Annotated in this window: 16 protein-coding genes and 1 pseudogene; 7 read left to right on the top strand and 10 right to left on the bottom strand. The window is 62.2% G+C overall.

Annotated elements, in window-relative coordinates; genetic code table 11:
- Positions 1–106: 106 nt before the first annotated feature.
- Positions 107–547, bottom strand: coding sequence for a hypothetical protein (locus tag D6858_RS06145; protein ID WP_120108330.1), 441 nt, complete (start codon positions 545–547; stop codon positions 107–109).
- Positions 548–558: 11 nt separating this feature from the next.
- Positions 559–1,488 (bottom strand): ArdC family protein, encoded by a 930-nt coding sequence (locus D6858_RS06140; protein ID WP_120108327.1) that lies wholly within the window; start codon positions 1,486–1,488, stop codon positions 559–561.
- Between the two features lie 609 nt (positions 1,489–2,097).
- Between D6858_RS06140 and D6858_RS06130 the strand changes: the two genes are divergently transcribed.
- The 7 genes from D6858_RS06130 to D6858_RS06100 all read left to right on the top strand — a co-directional run bounded on the left by D6858_RS06130 (position 2,098) and on the right by D6858_RS06100 (position 11,333).
- A complete protein-coding gene (locus tag D6858_RS06130) occupies positions 2,098–3,321 on the top strand; it encodes a TolC family protein (RefSeq protein WP_120108324.1) in 1,224 nt (407 codons plus the stop codon).
- A gap of 2 nt (positions 3,322–3,323) precedes the next feature.
- Positions 3,324–4,565 carry an efflux RND transporter periplasmic adaptor subunit gene (locus tag D6858_RS06125; protein ID WP_120108321.1) on the top strand — a complete coding sequence of 414 codons (1,242 nt, stop codon included), beginning with the start codon at positions 3,324–3,326 and terminating at the stop codon, positions 4,563–4,565.
- Positions 4,566–4,578: 13 nt separating this feature from the next.
- Complete coding sequence (locus tag D6858_RS06120; RefSeq protein WP_119594110.1) at positions 4,579–7,740, top strand: efflux RND transporter permease subunit; 3,162 nt, start codon at positions 4,579–4,581, stop codon at positions 7,738–7,740.
- A 104-nt stretch (positions 7,741–7,844) separates the two neighbouring features.
- Positions 7,845–8,528 (top strand): HupE/UreJ family protein, encoded by a 684-nt coding sequence (locus tag D6858_RS06115; RefSeq protein WP_225082084.1) that lies wholly within the window; start codon positions 7,845–7,847, stop codon positions 8,526–8,528.
- A 25-nt stretch (positions 8,529–8,553) separates the two neighbouring features.
- Positions 8,554–9,156 carry a transmembrane anchor protein gene (locus D6858_RS06110; protein ID WP_119594106.1) on the top strand — a complete coding sequence of 201 codons (603 nt, stop codon included), beginning with the start codon at positions 8,554–8,556 and terminating at the stop codon, positions 9,154–9,156.
- Between the two features lie 30 nt (positions 9,157–9,186).
- A complete protein-coding gene (locus D6858_RS06105; protein WP_119594104.1) occupies positions 9,187–10,521 on the top strand; it encodes an MFS transporter in 1,335 nt (444 codons plus the stop codon).
- A gap of 236 nt (positions 10,522–10,757) precedes the next feature.
- Positions 10,758–11,333: a L,D-transpeptidase family protein gene (locus tag D6858_RS06100; protein WP_120108318.1), complete on the top strand. Its 576-nt coding sequence runs from the start codon at positions 10,758–10,760 to the stop codon at positions 11,331–11,333.
- 169 nt (positions 11,334–11,502) lie between these two features.
- On the opposite strand, the gene D6858_RS06095 is transcribed toward D6858_RS06100, so the two are convergent.
- From D6858_RS06095 to D6858_RS06060, 8 genes and pseudogenes are all read right to left on the bottom strand, one after another.
- Entirely contained in the window at positions 11,503–13,494 is a 1,992-nt protein-coding gene (locus tag D6858_RS06095) for a ParB/RepB/Spo0J family partition protein (RefSeq protein WP_120108316.1), read from the bottom strand.
- Positions 13,495–13,874: 380 nt separating this feature from the next.
- On the bottom strand, positions 13,875–14,234 hold the full coding sequence (locus D6858_RS06090) for a type II toxin-antitoxin system RelE/ParE family toxin (protein ID WP_119594098.1): 360 nt from the start codon (positions 14,232–14,234) through the stop codon (positions 13,875–13,877).
- Entirely contained in the window at positions 14,235–14,504 is a 270-nt protein-coding gene (locus D6858_RS06085) for a type II toxin-antitoxin system Phd/YefM family antitoxin (RefSeq protein WP_119594096.1), read from the bottom strand.
- 59 nt (positions 14,505–14,563) lie between these two features.
- Positions 14,564–16,300 (bottom strand): strawberry notch C-terminal domain-containing protein, encoded by a 1,737-nt coding sequence (locus D6858_RS06080; protein ID WP_240623721.1) that lies wholly within the window; start codon positions 16,298–16,300, stop codon positions 14,564–14,566.
- Positions 16,301–16,456: 156 nt separating this feature from the next.
- A complete protein-coding gene (locus D6858_RS06075) occupies positions 16,457–17,461 on the bottom strand; it encodes a tyrosine-type recombinase/integrase (protein ID WP_011608102.1) in 1,005 nt (334 codons plus the stop codon).
- Positions 17,458–18,372 (bottom strand): tyrosine-type recombinase/integrase, encoded by a 915-nt coding sequence (locus tag D6858_RS06070; RefSeq protein WP_120108311.1) that lies wholly within the window; start codon positions 18,370–18,372, stop codon positions 17,458–17,460. Before D6858_RS06070 ends, D6858_RS06075 begins: the two co-directional genes overlap by 4 nt.
- Positions 18,366–18,881, bottom strand: a pseudogene (locus D6858_RS06065) (tyrosine-type recombinase/integrase); the annotation flags it as partial. The gene D6858_RS06070 and the pseudogene D6858_RS06065, both read right to left, overlap by 7 nt.
- A 37-nt stretch (positions 18,882–18,918) precedes the next feature.
- The coding region (locus tag D6858_RS06060) for an IS3 family transposase (protein WP_120106458.1) at positions 18,919–19,801 on the bottom strand (883 nt) is incomplete at its 5' end.

Raw genomic sequence — 19,801 nt, 5'->3', positions numbered from 1 at the left:
CCTGCGGCCCTAGGCTGGCGCGGGCAACACGGGCCGACGGGCCGCAGGTTGCGGCTCGCCCCGACCGGCCCAAGGGCCTCTCCCGGTGGACAAGGATGAGGCTGGATCAGGACCCGGTGGCACAAGCGGATCGGGAGCGCTCGAAGATCGCTTCGCCATTCGAGAACCGCCCGACCAGGCGCAACTCACCGAACAGATCGATGAAACTACCCGAGACCTGGCCAAGCCAGTGCCGTGCCCGTGCTGTTCGCGGTGTGTAGAAATCGGCCTCCCAGTATCTGGGATCGTCACGCTCGACGAGCCAGATCGCGGCAAGGCCGCAATAGGTCGATATGCCGCAATCAGCGAAGGCGTTGCGCAGGAGGATACGGTCCTCGCGGCCGCGCCATCCATCGAAGCGCTGAAAGGAAGGAAAGGTCGCCTTCGTGGTATCGATGACCTCGTCGACGAGGCACTCGTAGGCCCAGTCTACATCGTCCTCTTCGCCATCATTAAGCAGGCGAAAGGCCACCACGGAGCCGGTCGGATAGCTGACGGAACGTCCCATCTCACTGCTCCTCAGGCTGCATCAGCGAGATCGACATCGGTCTCGCCTTCGCTTGATTGGTATCCGCCCAGTCCGAGCAGCAGGCTGGCCGCTTCCTCGGCCTTGGCCGCGGCGGTGAGGATCGCGCGCTCGTCCGATTTGAGGATCTTGAGCCAGGACGCGATGTAGCTGGCGTGATGGTCGAGGTGGGTGACTGGAAGACCCAGTTCGGCCCCAAGAATTGCTGAGGACAGTTCTGCGATCAGTTCTTCGGCAGCATAGGCGTCGCTGCCGAAGCGGTTCTTGAGATCGCGGTCGAGCCGCGAAGAATGACCCGTCCAGTGCGACAACTCGTGTGCGAGCGTCGCATAGTAGTGGTCGTAGGCTTCGAACAACTCGGCTGGCGGCATGGTGACCCGGTCGCGCAGCGGCTCGTAATAAGCCTGGGCACCATGATGGCGCAGGTCTGCGCCGATATGGGCAAAGAAGGCATCAAGCCGGTCTTCGCGTCCCTCGGGCTCAAGCGCGGCAATGAGTGGCTTAGGATGATAGCACTCGGGGAGGCCGTCGCACTGATCCGCGTTGAACACCGCATAGGCCTTGAGTACGCGTCGGTTCTCGGTGTCGGCTTCGCCTTCGGCGTTCTCGACCTCCTTGGTGTAGCTCTTGTAGAAGATCGCAATGGTCGATTTCTCACCCTTGCGGACTTGTCCGCCGAGCGCCTGACATTGGCGATAAGTCATCCAGTAAGGCGAGGCGTAACCGCAGCCATCGGCCACCATCCACAGCCAGAAGGTGTTCATGCCGCGATAGGGCGTCCCGCAGCTCCGCAAGGGCCGCGAGACCGGCACACCGCGCCACGGCTTGACCCAGGGCTTTGTGCCTTGCTCTAGCTTCTCGATGATTGCGGCAGTGATGCGCTGAGCGGGCGATGTCGAAGCAGTGCGGCGGGACTTGGTCATGGGAGGTCTCCTGATCGCCGGGACGGACATGCCCCGGCTCAGGAAGAGCAAAGCTCCCTCTCCTCTCTCCTTGCTGCGTATCACCTTGCACGTGCTGGGTCTTCGTCGGACACGGGGTCGCACGGCAAGCAATCGCTCAAAAACCGGTCCCTGCGGCTTGCCCATTCGCTTGCGATCAGCTAACCGCCCGCCGATGCGCCAGCTCCATTTCCTGTTTTTGTTGGCATTGCTCCTGGTCTCGCATGGCGGGCTTCCGGGATCGATTCCGCATCTGGAAGCGGCGCATGCACATGAGGCGGCAAGCGCGCATCATGCGCATGAGCACAATTCCGCCGATGTCATCGAGGTCGAGACAGACGCCGATTCGCTCGCGTCCGAAGATATCGTGCCTCACCCCGCTTCGCATTCGCACAGCTCGATTGCGATGCCGGATCAGACCGAGTTCGCGGGCAACGCCCCTGCGCCTCGAACACTTCTGCGGCCGGGCGAGACACCGCCTCTCATCGGCTTTTCGCCAGCTCCGTTAACACAGCCCCCATCAGCCTGATTTTCTGAATCCGGCCCGCATTCCGGGCCACTTTCCGTTCAGACAATCAGGAGCAATCTATCATGCACGTGTCCACGCGTGCCGCCCTTTTGGCGGCCACGTTGGTGTGGGCGACCTCGGCATCCGCCCAGACGTACACACTCGAGGAGGCCGTTCGAACTGCGGTCGCCAATTCACCGCAGGGCGAGGCGACCGCCGCGCGCCTCGACGGCCTCAACGCAGCGCGAAACGCTGCCGATACCAACCCCGCGCCCACGATCGATGGGACCGTCGAGAACATCGGCACCCCGGGCTTCTCGCAATGGCAGATCGACGGGACCTACAACCAGCGACTGGAGCGCGGCGGCAAGCGCGCGGCGCGCGTGGGCCTCGCGCAAGGCGATATCGCCGTTGCCGAGGCCGAGGCACTCGTGCGGCGTCTCGATCTCGCGAGCGAAGTCCAGGCGTTGTACGTCGAAGCGCAAGCCGCCGCCTTGTCGCTCGAACTTGCCAGGAGCAGGGTCGAGATCGCCGAGACCCTCGCCAATGAGGTGCAGCGCAGGGTCGATGAGGCGCGCGACCCTCTCTTCGCCGGAACGCGGGCCCGCACGCAATTGGCCGAAGCCCGGGTGGATCTTGGGCTGGCTGAACACGCCTTCGAAGCCGCTCTGGCGCGCCTGGCGCTCCTTACCGGCGGGGATCCAGGCAGCATCGGGGTCGTGACCTCGGGCTTCCTCGAAGCCGAAGAGATTGCCTCCATCAGTGCCGACCTTACGCCAGTCGATCTTGCCGTCTTCCAGGCCCGGCGCGAGAGGGCGGACGCGAACTATCGCCTCCAGGAAGCCAATTCGCGCACCGATCCAACTGTCTTCGCGGGACCCAGGTTGTTCGGCAATGGCGACGTCGCCGTCATTGCGGGCTTCTCGCTGCCTTTGCCCAACCGCGCGCTCAATCGGGCCAACATCGACCGCGCCGCGGCCGAGCAGCGGCAGGTAGAGGCGGACCTCGCGGTCGAACGGTTCCAGCGTCGCCGGCAGATCGCCCTGGCGGCCGAACGCGTCGAAGAGGCGCGCCACGAGGCCGAGGCGATCCAGGAGCAGGTGGTGCCCGGTGCCGAACAGACCCTGCGGGAGGTCCGTGCCGGCTACAATCGCGGAGGGTTCACCTTTCTCGATGTCTCCATTGCCCAGACCGCATTGCACGAAGCCAGAGTCCGCTTCGTCGATGCGCTCGCCGAATATCATCAGGCCAAGGTCGACTACGACCGACTGACTGGCCGCTTCATCGAACTTGTTGGGGGTTATTGATCATGCGCAAGACGCATTTATTCCTTGCTGCATGCTTTGCAGCGACACTTGCCGCCTGCGGCCAGTCGGCGGATTCGCCGGAAACTTCCGAAGAACAGGCAGCCTCAGAGGGCGAGTACGAGCGCGGTCCACACAACGGGCGCATGCTTCGTGACGGCGACTTCGCTATCGAGATTACCGTCTTCGAAGACGGTGTTCCGCCCGAATACCGTCTCTACGCCTACCGTGACAACGAGCCCGTCGATCCCGAAACGGTCCGTGCCCGGGTCCTGATCACGCGTCTGGACGGCGAAAAAACCACGTTCGAATTCGAACCGGAACAGGATTACCTGCGAGGCCAAGGGGTTCTCGTCGAACCGCACAGTTTCGACGTCGTGGTGGTGGCAAACGAAGGCGACAACAGCCATCGATGGGCGTTCGAATCCTACGAGGGTCGGGTCACGATCTCGGACGAGGCGGCACGTGCGGCCGGCATTCGGACCGAAACGGTCGGACCGCAGCAGGTCGGTGAAACCGTGGAAATCATCGGACGGGTTGAGCTCGATCCCTCTGGCAGCGCCGAGGTGGGAGCCAAATTCCCGGGCACCGTCATGTCGCTGCATGCCAATCTCGGCGATCGTGTAGCCCGAGGGGCGCTGCTGGCGCGGGTGGAAAGCAGCTCATCGTTGCAGACCTATCCGATCTACGCGCCGATTTCCGGAGTGATCACGCAGCGCAAAACCAACATTGGCGACATCGCGGACAGCGATCCGATGTTCGTCATCTCCGATCCGTCCCGCACGGTTGCGACCTTCCCGATCTTCCCACGCGACATCGAGCGGGTTCGTCCCGGACAATCGGTGCTTATCCGGGGCCTCGAAGGCCAGCGTGCGCAGGGCTCCCGCATCCGGGATTTCCTGCCTCTGGCGGAAGTCAGCAGCCAGGCGGTCACCGCACGTGCGTCGCTCCCCAATCGCGATGGCTTCTGGCGACCGGGAATGGCGGTCAGGGGGCTTGTCTCGGTCGACCAGCGACGGGTGCCTCTCGCCGTCAGGACGGACGCTATCCAGCAATTCCGCGATTTTCGCGTCGTCTTCGCAAAGATCGGCGAGACCTACGAGGTGCGGATGCTCGAGCTTGGTCAGGAAGGTCCCGAGTGGACCGAAGTGCTGAGCGGGATCGATGCAGGCACCATCTACGCATCCGAGAACAGCTACGTGATCAAGGCCGACATCGAGAAGTCGGGCGCGAGCCACGATCACTGAGGAGCGCGATTTCATGTTGGAAAGAATTGTCGAGCTGTCGATCAGACAGCGTTTCGCAGTGCTGGCAGCGGTGTTCATTTTCGCCGCCGTGGGCATTTACAGTTTCGGCCGGCTCAAGATCGATGCCGTGCCGGACATCACCAATGTGCAGGTGCAGATCAACACTTCGGCGCCGGGCTTTTCTCCGCTCGAAGCCGAGCAGCGCATTACCTATCCGGTCGAAACCGCCATCGCGGGGTTGCCGGGGCTGTCCTATACGCGCTCGGTTTCGCGCTACGGTCTGAGCCAGGTTACCGTCGTTTTCGAGGACGGCACCGACATCTACTTCGCCAGGCAACTCGTCAACGAGCGCCTGCAGGCGGTACGTTCGAACCTGCCGGAGACGGTCGAACCCGAGCTCGGGCCTATCGCCACGGGCCTGGGCGAGATCTTCATGTACACGGTCGAAGCCGAGCAGGGCGCGGTCAAACCCGATGGCTCGCGCTATACCGCGCAGGATCTGCGGACATTGCATGACTGGGTCGTTCGGCCCCAGCTTCGCACGGTTCCAGGGGTCACCGAGGTCAACTCGATCGGCGGCTACCGCAAGGAGTATGTCGTAGCGCCGCTTCCCGAACGTCTTGCCGGCTTCGGTCTGACGGTCGAGGACGTGATCGAGGCGCTCGAAAACAACAATGCCAATGTCGGTGCTGGCTACGTCGAGAGGTCGGGTTCGCAATATCTTATCCGCGTACCCGGACAGGCCGAGGACGAACGCGATCTGTCCGGGATTATCGTCGATTACCGCGATGGCATTCCCATTCGTATCGCTGATGTGGCGGATGTCGAGATCGAATCCGAGATCCGCAATGGCGCCGCGACCAAGGATGGCCGCGAAGTCGTGCTCGGCACGATCTACATGCTCGTTGGCGAGAATGCCCGCGATGTCAGTGTCGCGGTGGCCGAAAGGCTGGAAGAGGTAAACCGCTCGCTGCCCGGCGGCGTTGTCGCCAATACGGTCTACGATCGCTCCGAACTGGTCGAAGCAACGGTCTCCACAGTCGAGAAGAACCTCGCCGAAGGGGCGCTGTTGGTCATCGTTGTCCTGTTCGTCCTGCTCGGCAACTTCAGGGCTGCACTCATTACCGCTGCCGTGATCCCGCTCTCTTTCCTCCTGATGATCACGGGGATGGTCGAGAACAACGTGTCGGGCAATCTGATGAGCCTGGGGGCATTGGACTTCGGCCTGATCGTGGATGGTGCGGTCATCATTGTCGAAAACTGCCTCCGTCGGTTCGGCGAGGCGCAGCATTCGCTCGGAAGACTGCTGAATCGCGAGGAACGCTTCAAGCTGGCGGCCCGCGCATCTGCCGAGGTGATCAAGCCGAGCCTTTTCGGCATTCTGATCATCACGATCGTCTACGTGCCGATCTTCGCTCTCGAAGGCGTGGAGGGCAAGACGTTCCACCCGATGGCGATCACGGTCGTCATGGCGCTCACCGCCGCCATGGTGCTCTCCCTCACCTTCGTTCCGGCCGCGGTCGCGACATTCGTGACGGGCAAGGTCGAGGAGAAGGAGACGCGCGTCATGCGCGCCGCCAAATCGGGTTATCGTCCGATGCTCGATTTCGCCTTGCGTTCGCGCAAAGCTGTCCTTGCCGGAGCCGTGGCTCTGGTGGTCCTGAGTGGATGGGGTGCAAGCCGGATGGGATCGGAATTCATTCCCAATCTGGATGAAGGCGATATCGCGCTCCACGCCCTGAGAATTCCGGGTACCAGCCTCAGCCAGGCGGTCGCCATGCAGACTGCCCTGGAAGACAAAATTCGCACCTTCCCCGAGGTGGACCAGGTGTTCGCGAAGATCGGTACCGCCGATGTGGCCACTGACCCAGTGCCGCCATCGGTCGCCGACACCTTCGTGATCATGAAGCCGAGAGAGGATTGGCCGGATCCCCGCAAACCGAAGGAGCAACTCGTCGCCGAGATGAACGAGGCCGTCCAGCAGGTGCCGGGTTCGCGCTACGAGTTCCTTCAACCGATCCAGATGCGTTTCAACGAACTCATCGCGGGCGTGCGTTCAGACGTCGCGATCAAGATCTTCGGGGACGATCTCGACCAGCTCGCTTCCGTTGCAGCCGAGGTCGAGGGCGTTGTCTCTTCGATCGAGGGATCGCAGGACGCGCAGACCGAACAGGTGACCGGCTTGCCGTTCATTCAGGTCATCCCTGATCGCATCCGCCTGACCCAGCTCGGGTTGAACGTGGACGATGTTCAGACGGTGGTGTCGACGGCAATCGGCGGGACCGAGGCCGGCCAGATCTTCGAGGGTGATCGACGCTTCGATATCGTTGTCCGGCTGCCCGAAGAGATGCGCGAGGATCGCCAGGTGCTCGAGCGTCTTCCTATCGCACTGCCAGGTGGAGGGTCTGTCCCGCTGTCGGAGGTTGCGACGATCGAGAACGTTCAGGGGCCGAACCAGATCAGCCGCGAGGACGGCAAGCGGCGTGCGGTGGTCACCAGCAATGTGCGCGGACGGGACCTGGGTTCCTTCATATCCGAGGCGCAAGAGAGGATCGCCACGGAGATCGAGCTGCCCGAGGGCTACTGGGTCGACTATGGCGGCACATTCGAGCAACTCGAATCCGCGAGTGCGCGGCTTCAGATCGTCGTTCCGCTCGCCTTGCTGCTGATCTTCGGCCTGCTGGTGGCGCTGTTTCGCTCGGTGAAGGACGCGCTGGTCGTGTTTTCCGGGGTGCCATTGGCGCTTACCGGAGGGGTGGCCGCGCTCATGCTGCGCGGCATCCCCTTCTCGATCTCGGCGGGGGTCGGCTTCATCGCCCTGTCGGGGATCGCCGTGCTGAACGGCGTCGTCATGCTGACGTTCATCCGGCAGCTGATGGATGACGGCAAGCCGCTCGAGGACGCCATCAAGGAAGGAGCCATGGCTCGTCTGCGGCCCGTACTCATGACCGCACTCGTCGCAAGCCTCGGCTTCGTTCCGATGGCTCTGAATGTCGGGCTCGGTTCGGAGGTGCAGCGTCCGCTCGCGACGGTCGTCATCGGCGGGATCGTCTCGGCTACCGCGCTGACACTGCTGGTTCTGCCAGCACTCTACAGGGTGGTTCGCGGCGAACGCACGGAAGTCCCGGAGACAGGGACATCCGACGAAAACCCCAACCCTCAACTCGCAAGCTGAAGCCGGAGCAGTCGTCCGCAGGGTGCAATCCTGCGGGCGGCCGACATCCGGGACCGGAGAACGAAATGATATCGATAACGCAATCTCGATCCAATACAGCAGTCATGCGCATTCTCGCGCTCGCTACAGTTCTGCTAATCTTCCTCGCCTCGGGTGCCGAAGCGTGGGCGCACAATGTCGCCGAGGGGGACAAGGGCTACATCCAGGAGAGCAGCGGAACGCTGATCCTGCCCTTCATCTATCTCGGCGCAAAACACATGGTGACCGGATACGATCACCTGCTCTTTCTTTTCGGCGTCATCTTCTTTCTCTACCGGTTGAAGGACGTCGGAATCTACGTGACGCTGTTCGCGATCGGCCATTCGACCACGCTGCTGTTCGGTGTCCTGACCGGTATCACCGCCAACGCCTATCTCATCGATGCGATCATCGGTCTGTCGGTCGTCTACAAGGCGTTGGACAATCTCGGTGCCTTCCAGCGGTGGTTCGGATTCCAGCCAAGTACCAAGGCAGCAACCCTCATTTTCGGCTTCTTTCACGGCTTCGGCCTTGCCACGAAGATCATCGAATTCGAGATCGCCGAAGACGGCCTCATCCCAAATCTTCTCGCCTTCAATGTCGGTGTGGAAATCGGGCAATTGCTCGCCCTTGGCGCAATCCTGATCGTGATGGGCTTTTGGCGCAGGACCGAGAGCTTCATGCGTCACGCCTTCGCCGCCAACACTCTTCTCATGACCGCGGGCTTCATGCTCGTCGGCTACCAACTCGTCGGCTTCGCCGTAGCCTGATCACATTTTTCCAGGAGCAATAGACATGTTCAATTCACAGCGCCCGTCCACCAGCGACCTTCCCACCAACCGCCAGCTTGTCAAGGCGACCGCGTTCGCCTTGGTGACCGCGACCGTCCTCCTGGTCACCGTGGTTCTACCCGCGGAATACGCGATCGATCCGACCGGAGCGGGCCGTCTTCTTGGATATTCCGAGATGGGCGAGATCAAACAGCAACTTGCTGCGGAAGCAGCTGCCGACGAGCAGAACACAGCCATCGAGGAGGTTCGTACGCTCGCCGGTAACAGCGGCAGCGGCTCCGAAGCGGCAACGCGCCGCGATGTCACCGAATTGACGCTCGCGCCTGGTGAGGGTGCGGAAGTCAAGGCGGTCATGGCCGATGGGGCCAGTCTTCAATACGAATGGTCGGTGCAAGGTGGCCACGTCAATTTCGATACGCATGCCGATGCCCCGGGCATTTCTTACCACGGATACGACAAAGGCCGCGAATCCACGGGTGAGTCCGGCACACTCGTCGCCGCCTTCGATGGGAGCCATGGCTGGTTCTGGCGCAATCGTTCTGGCGCAACCGTAACCGTGACCCTCAAGACCGACGGCAGCTACTCCGAAATCAAGCGTGTAGTCTAGATCACTCTCTGCCCAAAGGAAGACATCGCCATGCTCTCCGTTCTGACCAATCGCACATATCGTCACCTGTTTTTTGCGCAGGTCATCGCGCTTGTCGGAACGGGGCTCTCGACGGTCGCTCTCGGCTTGCTGGCCTATGATCTCGCCGGTGCCGACGCCGGCGCGGTCTTGGGTACGGCACTTGCCATCAAGATGGTCGCCTATATCGGTATCGCTCCCCTTGCCGGGGCCTATGCCGACAAATTTCCCCGCAAACGCCTGCTTGTGGGAATGGACATCATCCGCGCCGGCGTTGCGCTACTGCTCCCATTCGTCGATGCGGTCTGGCAAATCTATCTGCTCATTTTCGTGCTGCAGTCGGCATCGGCCGTCTTCACGCCGACCTTCCAGGCCACCATTCCCGACATCCTGCCGGACGAAGAAGAGTACACGAAAGCTCTTTCCCTGTCCCGAATGGCCTACGATCTTGAAAGCCTGGTCAGTCCGGTCCTGGCTGCCGCGCTACTGGTGACCATAAGCTTCCACTGGCTGTTCGCGGGAACCGCCATCGGCTTCGTCGTCTCGGCGATGCTTGTGGTGAGCGCCGCTCTACCTCACAGGAAATCGCTGGCAAAGCGGGTGGAGGGTGTATGGCGCAAAACCACACGCGGCATGCGGGTCTATCTCAAGACACCCAGGCTTGTCGGCTTGCTGGCCGTCACCCTTGCTGCGGCGGCTGGCAGCGCGATGGTCATCGTCAACACGGTTGTCATCGTGAAAAACATGGGACGCAGCGAAGGCGACGTCGCGCTGGCTTTGGCGGCTTACGGAGCGGGCTCGATGCTGGCTGCGCTTGCTCTGCCCCGCATCCTGACCGGGGTGAAAGACCGTACGGTCATGATTTTCGGCGCGGCTCTCTTGGTCGCCACACTGGCAGCGATAGGGCTGGTGTTCGGACAGCTGGGCACCCAACCGCTCTGGCCGTTTCTGCTGGTCGGCTGGCTCGCGATGGGTATCGGGTATTCGCTTTGCGTCACGCCGAGCGGAAGATTACTCAAACGCTCGTCGGCGGATGAGGACCGCCCGGCGCTGTTCGCTGCCCAGTTCGCGCTGAGCCATGTGTGCTGGCTCGTCGCGTATCCCATGGCAGGTCAAATCGGCGCTCGCTTTGGCATGACGCCGACTTTTCTGGTGCTAGCGGCCTTGGGCATTCTGGGCGTCGGGCTTACCCTGTGGCTCTGGCCCCGCAAAGACCCCTCCATGCTTTACCATACGCATCCCGAACTGCCGTCTGATCATCCGCATTTGCAAGAGCATGGAAGCGACGGCCATCGGCACCATTTCGTTATTGACGACTTGCATGTGGGCTGGCCAGGCAAGGTTTGAAATGAACCCGGACGGACCGTCAGGAGGGCTCAGGCGGCCCGACTGGCCACCTGCTCAACCGCCGCATCCTCCGGCACAGTTTCGGCGTAAGCCTCGAAGGGATCTCGCTTTTGACGCCGGCAAAAGTGTCCGCGGCCTAAGCCTGCCTTAAGCTGGCGGGCTAGTTACCGTTGGTTGACGGTTCAAGTCGAGACAGGCGATGCGTCGACGATGGGACCGACTAAAGGAGAGAGCCAATGAGGTCCTACGTCATTCTGGCCGCTGGGGTGATTGCGACAATCGGCTCTCCCGTCAGCGAGACGCAAGCCGCTCCCCAAGAGATGGAGAGGCGTGTCGGAAGCAAAAACGGAGAATTCACGGTTCAACGCATCCTCGATATTCCCAGTCCGATCCGCTACGGTGACTGGTATTGGGATGAGGAGGGCGTGCCGGACGGTGAGCTAACGGTGACGGTCGATCTACAGGCACGAGTCATGTCGGTCTGGCGGGGCGGTTATGAAATTGGGGCCACAGCCGTGCTTCTCGGAACCGAGGATCATCCAACCCCAACCGGGGTGTTTCCAATTCTGACCAAAGAGCGGCACAATACGTCGAGCATTTACGATGACGCTCCGATGCCGTGGACCCTTCGCCTGACTTGGGACGGCATTGCCATCCACGGCGGTTCCGAGATCGAAAACGGCTACGCGAGCCATGGCTGCGTTGCGGCACCCGACCCCTTCATGGATAAACTCTTCGCAACGGCCGGAAAGGGCGACAAAGTCATCATCACGGACGGAAGATTCATCGGACTTGGTGAAAGCGTACGCTAGCTTTGCCAAGATGATCGTAGCCGCAATTGGCACGGTAGTGGCAAAAACTTCAGGAGGGCAGCTCTCGGCCAGCGAGCGAGAGTGCTCAATTCATAACATGACGGGAAAAAGCGGCCCGTCCCGATAGGGACGGACCGCCCGCCGAGTGACCTAGACCTGTCAGGAGGGGTCAGGCAGCCTGCTCGGCAATCTCGTCGGTCACATCGCCGCTGACCGTTTCGCCGGCTTCATCTTCAATCGACGCATCTTCCTCGAGATCGGTGGGAACGTCAGTATCGGTGAACCGCATGATCGTCGGAACCCAGGCTTGTGCCCGCTCCTTGACCTCGGCATCGCCGATGAAGTTGCCCGAGAAGATGCGCTCGGCAGCGCTCGCCAGCTCGGCCTTCTTGGAGGCGGCATAGCGACTAACCAGTTCGGGACCGCCGGCGGCATCGAGCGCCTCAAGCGTGCGGGCCTTGGCCACGCGGTCGAAGTAGTTCGCCGCCGTGGGACGCCACCAATGCGCGGTTTCGATTTCGAGCAGCGAGCCGAGCGCCTCATGCAACAGTACAGAGCGTTCGCCCTCGCAGGCAAGGCTGGCAATAAGAGTGCGCGAGACGACATGACCAAGCCAGGCCGAGCGCGCCTCGTCGGATAGTGCCCGGAACCTCGCAAACCGCTCCACGTCGCTTGTCCCAGCACGCCAGCTTTCATCGAGCGACCCGGCAAACTCGGCCAAAGCAGCACTCGCGGGCGCATCCTTGGCCTCGAAGCCGGTAACCGGGCCGGAAGCAACCGAGCCGACCAGCGTCGACGCTTTCTTCGCACGCCAGTCATGCCCATCGGCATCGGCGAGCGTGAAGACCATGAAGTCGAGCGCCAGTGCCGGATCGTTGGCGAGATGGATCGCCAGGATGTCGCGGCGCTGCATTGCGAGCTCATCGAGCAGGCGCTGCGACAGCGAGCTTCCCTTGGGCTTCGCCGCACCGCTCTCTTCAATGGCCTCGACCACGCCTTCGTCAGGGATGACTTCGGTCTCGGTGTAGAACTGCGGGACCAGTGTCGGCTCGCCATTGCGAGAGAGGACGAGGAAGGCACCGGCCGCAGCTTTCAGTTCGTCGGGGAGCACCGGCGGACGATCATTAAGAGCGCGCATCGCGCGGTCGATCACCATGAGTTCCTGTTCGGCCTTGGCGACCTCGTCCTCGTCGCTGTCCTCGTCTTCGAGCACGGCGGCGACAAGGTCGTAGTCAGCCTCGAGCTCGCCGAGTTCCTTTACTTCCTGTTCGGTCATCGGCGCAGGCTCGCAGGGCAGACGGCTCATACCTTCAACAAGGTCATGGCTGACATAGGTGCCAAGCGTCGGGCGCACCCAGGCAAGGCCATATTCAAGCGCGGTCTTTTCTGCGGCTTCTTCCATGGCCTTGTGCGCGAGGTCCTCGAGCAGAGCGACATCGATCCAGCTCTCGCTGGCATCATCGTCGAACAGTTCGCGCTCGATCCGGCCGCCTGCGGCGAGGTAGGCGTCGCGACCGACGAGAACAGTGCGCGGGTCGGAACCGCGCACCGTGGCATCGAGCACCATGCGGCGGATCGTGTCGGGCGTGATCTGATACCAGGCGTCCTGCAGTTCGGCATAGACTTGCGCCTGGCGCTCGACATCGGAAATCGCACCGTAGGCCTTCGCCATGTCGAGCGTGATCGTGCCCTCGGCGAGCGCTTCGAAGACGCAGGGTGCCAGACTTGCCAGGCGCAGACGCCCTTCGACAAACCGAACGGTGAGGCCAAAGCGGCGCGCCACGTCTTCGGGTGTGGCCCCCGCCTCGATGATGGAAGCGAAGGCCTGGGCCTCATCGGCAGGGTTCATCGCGAGACGCTGGAAGTTCTCGGCAAGGCTGGCTTCACGCACTTCGCTTTCTTCGCCTTCGATGACGAGGCAGGTGACTTCGTGCGTGTCAGGCAAGGTGCCTTCTTCGGCCAGCGCCAGCAGCGCGGCGAGACGGCGACCGCCGGCCTCGACCTCGAACTTTCCGCGCTTTCCTTTGCGCACCACGAGGTTCTGCAGCAGGCCCCGCGCGGCGATGTCTGCCCGCAGCTGGAGGTCGGCTAGCGCATCGCTCGACTTGCGAACGTTGCGCGGGCTCGGAACAAGCTTATTCAAGGGGATCGACTGGATCATGGGTGTTCTCCTGATGGAATGAAGGCGCAGGTGAGGATCACGAGGCCCACAAGCCCAAAGGGCTCCCTCCACTCTCTTCGATGGCTGTGGCGACCATCTATACGACCGGGCTGGGGCGATCAGGGATCGGTTGAGTTCAGTCCATGAGAGCAGTTGTTTTCGATGCGCGAACCCATCGGCAGGCCCGTCATCACTGGGCACAGGCAGAATATTCGCCCGGATTTAAGGAAGGACGTGATCAGGCTCCGGCGCTACGCGACACGGGAGCTTATCGATTCATTCAGTCACACGGAGGGGAGGAGATAAGGGGGAAACTTGAGCGCATTCGGAGGCAGCGCTCGGGTTCATCCGGACCCTGACCTCTTCAGCGGAACCTATGCCTATCCGCTGCTGAGCAAGCGCTCTTCGAGAAGCGTCCGAAAATCCCGGCGCGCATCAGCAATTACGAACACGGTCACCTGACCGGGTGCTGGATCGGGCCGATACCCGTAGATGATGCGGAATGGAGAGCGCGACAATTGCCGAAAGTCGGTGATCCCGAGAGCCTCAAGTTCCGGTGGAATCGGTCCTTTCTGAGGATTGTTCACAAGGGATTCGATAGACGCGACAAGGTCATCCAGCAGTGCGTCCGCACCATCATCGCCATCCGGCCCGCGCTGCTTCAGGCGGCGCTGCCAGATACCCACAAGATCGCGCTCCGCACCGGAGGTGATCTCGATCGCTACGGCGACCGCCATCATTCAGTTTGACTTACCTCGTACGCGATCCGCAAGGCCTGCCACCGGGCGGGTCCGACCGGCGACAACATCGGCCTGTCCGAGCGCCAGAAGTTTTAGCAGAGCGAGCGTTTCCTGTGCGCGCTCGTAGCTGGCGACATCCTGCAGAACTGCCTTGGCTTCGCCATTCTGCGTGATGACCATTGGCCCGGCGCCATCTCCGATCTCCCGGATAATTTCGGCGCTGTGGGCCTTCAGATAGCTGATCGGTTTGATGCGCTGGTCCAGCTTCATAGAACACCTTCGGACTGAATTTGGTCTCTATATAGACCAGTTTAGGGCAAATGAGAAGTTCAAGGCTCGATTGCGATGCTTTGAAGGATCTCGCTTGCTCTCGAGACCGGGGCAAATAGCCGCGTGCGGTAGCGGATGATCTCGGTGAAGCAGCCCTTGTTCTTGTACCAGTCGAGGCGATCCGGCGAGAACCCGGTCAGTTCGAGGCGCTGTTCGCCGCCGACCAGCGAGCGCTTCACGGTGAGTGGATCGTGGCTTGCGAGGCCCAGCGGCTTGCCGTTTGCGAGGACGAGGTCGCCGATCTGCTCTGCCGATGGTCCGGTAACACCGGACAGGCCAAAGGTTTCGGCGATCGCAGCGAGATCGATATCGAGCACTTCGCGGCCGATGATCGACTGGCCGTCCTCGGCAACGAGCCGGGTGACGCGGACATGATCGCCGGGCAGGCGCTTCCAGACCGGCAGCAGCAGCCCGGTGGCGAGATGGACGCGCTCGGTCATCGGTGAAGCGGCGGCCTCCTCTTCCTCGGCCCGCCAGGCGCTGGTGAACGCGGTGACGCCAATTTCTTCCCAGTGGCTCTCAGCGAGTGCCTCGAATGTCCAGTTCGCGGACTTGAGCGGGCGTAGCAGGCGTCGGCGTTCGATCACGACCCCGTCGTCGGCGATGAGGCGACGGGCTGGAACCGACAGTGCGACCTTGCCCGAGCGCGCATTGCGCATCGGGATCGCGTGCAGGCTGCCAATCTCGTGCATGCGTACGAGGCGCTGCAGGCGTAGGGGCCGAAGGTGCCTCGTCACTTCGAGCGAGACGAGACGGGTCTCGGCTCCGGTTACGGGATCGGTTCGCAGGAGTTCATCGGCAAGAACCGTGAAGTGATCGACCTTTACAGTTTCCAGTCCCTGATCGAGCCTTCCGGCTTCGCGCGCGGCTTCGATCCGCGCTTCGACGAGGCCAAGATATTCGTCGAAGATCGCGTTCTGAAGCGCGATCGGTAGCGCGAGAATGCGATTGAGCCAGCGCTGGATCGTCGGGAAATTATCGGTCAGCCCGCCATCGGGGCTTTCAAGCCGGAGGCCGGTGCGCTCGACGAAATTGCCGAACGTGGTGGCTTCGAGCTTGCCGTCATAGAGCAGCTGGAACCAGCGGCTGAGCGCGTCGCGCGCATAGTCGCTTTCGAGATTGTCGGCCGGGTCGAACAGGTTCTGTCCGCCGGTCTGGCGCTGGCCGCGCGTCAGCGCACCCAATGCGTCGAGCCTTCGCGCAATAGTCGAGATGAACCGGCGCTCGCCCTTCACATCGGTGGTTACCGGCCGGAACAGCGGGGCCGAGGCCTGGTTGGTGCGGTTCGTACGACCGAGACCCTGGATCGCGTTGTCGGCGCGCCATCCCGGTTCAAGCAGGAAGTGAACCCGGCGCTGCTGGTTCCGGCAGCCAAGGTCGGCATGGTAGGATCGACCCGTGCCGCCTGCGTCCGAGAAGACCAGGATGCGCTTGGTCCCTTCCATGAAGCTTTGCGCTTCGGCGACATTTGCGCTCGGGCTTCGCCGTTCGAGGCGCTGCTGACCATCACGGCCCATAACCAGCCTGCGGGTCCGGCCCGTGACCTCGGCCACGGCGTCGGTTCCGAAATGTTCGATAATCGCATCGAGCGCAGTGGCGATGGGCGGCAGCGCGCAGAGCTTCTCGATCAACGCGTCACGCGCGGCCACGGCGCGAGTGCAGAAGATCGGATTGCCCTCCTCGTCGCTCATCGCTTCGGAGCGAAGATTGCCGTCCTCGTCGGCGAAAACCTGCATCAGGCGCACCGGGAAGCTCTTCGCAAGATAGTCGATGACATATTCTTTGCAGTCCGCGATTATGTCGAGTCCGGCAGCCGGAGGCTCGGATTTGCGTCGGTTCGTCATGATTTCACTCCAGATAATATGAGCGTTGGGGGAATGTCCGGGGACGGGCTAGGCCCGCCTCCGAACGTCGGTAAGCATGGTGATCAGGGCATCGGATGGCGGCTTGAAGCGCCCGGGTTTGATGGCGGGGGCGCCGTGAGCCGCGAGGATTTGCAACTTCTCGTCGGGATCGGCGCGCAAATAGGCCTCGGTGCTCTGGATGCTGGCGTGGCCGAGCCATAACGCGACCTTGCGGATGTCCCCGGTCGCTGCGAGCGTGTGCATCGCACAGGAATGGCGCAACACGTGTGGCGTGACGCGCTTGCCAAGGATCGACGGCTGCTTCTCTGCCGCGGTCTTGACGTGCTCGGCCAAACGGAACGCAAACCCGTCGCGGGTCATCGGCTGCCCGTTGGCATTGAGGAATATCTCGGCGACCTCGGCGTCGGGGCGGATCGCAAGCCATGCGCGCAACGCGAACTGGGTCTCCTTCCAGAGCGGCAGGACCCGTTCACGCCGACCCTTGCCCATGATGTGCACGGTGGACAGGGAGCGGTCGGGAAAATCGCGCAGCTGCAGCGTTACGAGTTCCGACACTCGGAGCCCGCCAGCATAGGCCAGATGCAGCATTGCGCGATCGCGGGTGCCAAGGCGTGTCCTGGGATCGGGGGCATCCAGCAATGCCTTGATCTCTGCCCGGTCGAGATAGTCGATGAGCGCCTTGTCAGTCTTCTTGCTTGGGATCGATCGAACCCGAAGCGCCTGGTCAAGACAAACCGGAACTCGATACTCGATGTACCGGAAGAAGGACCTGATCGCCGCCAACCTGCCATTGCGGGTGCGCACGGAGCTGCCGCGCTGGGCTTCGATATGGTCGAGAAATGCCAGGATTAGATCGATGCCGAGATCCTCGACCTCCAGATCGGTCGGTCGGCGCTTCAGCCGATCGGCAGCAAACCGGACTAGCAATACGAAGCAGTTGGCATAGGTCTTCACCGTGTGCGGGCTGACGGCGCGTTCCCGCGGCAGATGTTCGCGGAGGTATGCCGTGAGATGGGGAGCGAGCGCCGTCATGCCACTTCTCCCAGGAAGAGGTGTTCGCTCGCGGCAGCGATGTCGCGCAGCAGCACCGGGGTGGCTTCGAGATACCAATAGGTGTTGGCGATCGAGGCGTGCCCCAGATAGGCGCTGAGTCCGGCCATGTGATGCGCAACGGCCTCCCTGTCCGGCGAACACGACTCCAGCGAGCGCACGGCGAAAGTGTGCCGCAAATCGTGTAGCCGCATTCCGGTCGTACCGGTTGGTCCACGATAGCCGAGCTGTCGCGCCAGTCTGACGAACACGATATGAGCGCGCACCTTGTGGGGTGCTCTTCCCCGGATCGTCACGAACAGGTCGCTGCCAGTGGCGCCGAGCCTTGCCCGGGTAGCGAGATAGGCTTCGAGCGCCTGACGGGTCGATGGCTGCAACGCTATCAGGCGCTGCTTGCCGAACTTGCCGTTGCGAATGATCAGGCCGTCTCCGCCCAGATCGTCGCATTGTAGCGCCAAGGCTTCGGAAATCCTGAGGCCCGTCGCAGCCAGCAGTCCAAACAGGCAATGGTAGGTATGAGGGCTGATCATGCCCGTGGGCGGCAGGTCCAGTGCTGCTGCCATGATCGCCCGAACCTGTTCCGGTTCGATGATGGTCGGCGTGGGGCGCGGACGCTTGCCCCGACCGAAAACGCCCGCAGGTGGGACCTGGTGTCCTGAATCTTCGGCGTGGGCGAATAGGCTGAAGTTGCGAACCGTGTCGAACCGCCTTTGGGCCACGTTCTGCGAGCTCGACGTGTGGCACCAGTCGTAAATCCGTTGGACCTTGGTCCGCCGGTCTCCGAATCCTTCTGCGTATGCTGCGTAGAGTCTGAGCATCCGGTCCTGTTCGCGGAACTTCCGGCCCAGGCTGCGATGCAGCGCGACGTATCTGGAAATATGCGTGTTCAGCATGACAGATCTCCTGGCCAGGGCTGCGCGATCTTCATGAGCATCGGCAAATCGACCTTGGCGTAGATGGCAGTGGTCTCGGGCGAGCTGTGACGCAGGATGGTCCCGACGGACTCCAGGCCTGCGCCCGCGCGCAGCATGTTGGTGGCAAGCGAATGCCGGAATATGTGTGATCCGGTCGGCAGACCTTCGATCCCGCTTCGCTCCAATGTGCGTGATACGATGCCGGCAATCTCAGCCGACGAGCTCAACGACCGAAACGGGGCATGCGCGCGCAGGAACAGGTGCCTGTCGATCGCCTTTGGGCGAGCCGTCGACAGGTATGCCAATATCGCGTCGCCGACATCCTGGGGCAGTGGCAACCGGTCCGACTGACGTGACTTGCCCTTGACTATCAAATGGCTGGAACGCCAATCGATGTCGTCGAGGCGCATATCCCGAATATCACTTGCCCGCAGGCCGAGCCGGGCAAGCAAGAGAATGATGGCCTTATCCCGGATCTGCACTGGCTGAACCGCCCCGGGATTGCCGGAGGCCATTTGGTTTAAATTATGCCGCCATGGGCGTGTCGTCCAGCATGGCGTAGTATCGTGCTTCAGCTTCGGCAGGCGGGATATTGCCGATGGGCGCGAGCAGGCGCCGGTTGTTGAACCAGTCGACCCATTCGAGCGTGGCGTATTCCACGGCTTCAAATGATCGCCACGGACCTCGGCGGTGGATGACCTCGGCCTTGTAAAGGCCGTTGATCGTTTCGGCCAAGGCGTTGTCGTAGCTGTCGCCAACACTGCCGACCGATGGTTCGATCCCGGCTTCGGCAAGACGCTCGGTATACTTGATCGAGACATATTGGCTGCCACGATCACTGTGGTGGATCAGGCCGCCACGGTGAACAGGCCGTCGGTCATGGATCGCCTGCTCCAGGGCATCGAGTACAAAGCTGGCATGCGCCGTTCTGCTCACCCGCCAGCCCACGATATAGCGGGCGTAAACGTCGATCACGAAGGCGACATAGACGAACCCGGACCACGTCGCGACGTAGGTGAAGTCCGAGACCCACAGCATGTTGGGTGCCGGTGCATGGAACTGGCGGTTGACCTGATCGAGCGGACATGGCGCTGCCTTGTCGCTCATCGTCGTCTTCACCGGCTTCCCCCGGATCACGCCCTGCAGGCCCAGCTCACGCATCAGCCGTTCCACCGTGCAGCGGGCAATATCGAAGCCCTCGCGCTGCATCTGCCGCCACACCTTGCGATACCCGTAGACCTTGAAGTTGGCATCGAACACGCGCTGAACCTCGGGCTTCATTGCTTCGTCGCGCTGGGCGCGTGGTGACAGGCGCGACGGATCGCGGCGCTGTGCGACACGCTCGTGGTAGGTTGATGGGGCGATCGGCAGAACCCGGCAGATCGGCTCGACCCCATACTCACCCCGA

This window comes from Tsuneonella suprasediminis (assembly GCF_003605755.1).
Classification (GTDB): domain Bacteria; phylum Pseudomonadota; class Alphaproteobacteria; order Sphingomonadales; family Sphingomonadaceae; genus Tsuneonella; species Tsuneonella suprasediminis.
Note: the sequence above shows the minus strand (reverse complement) of the source record. Positions and strands in the feature narration are given on the sequence as shown.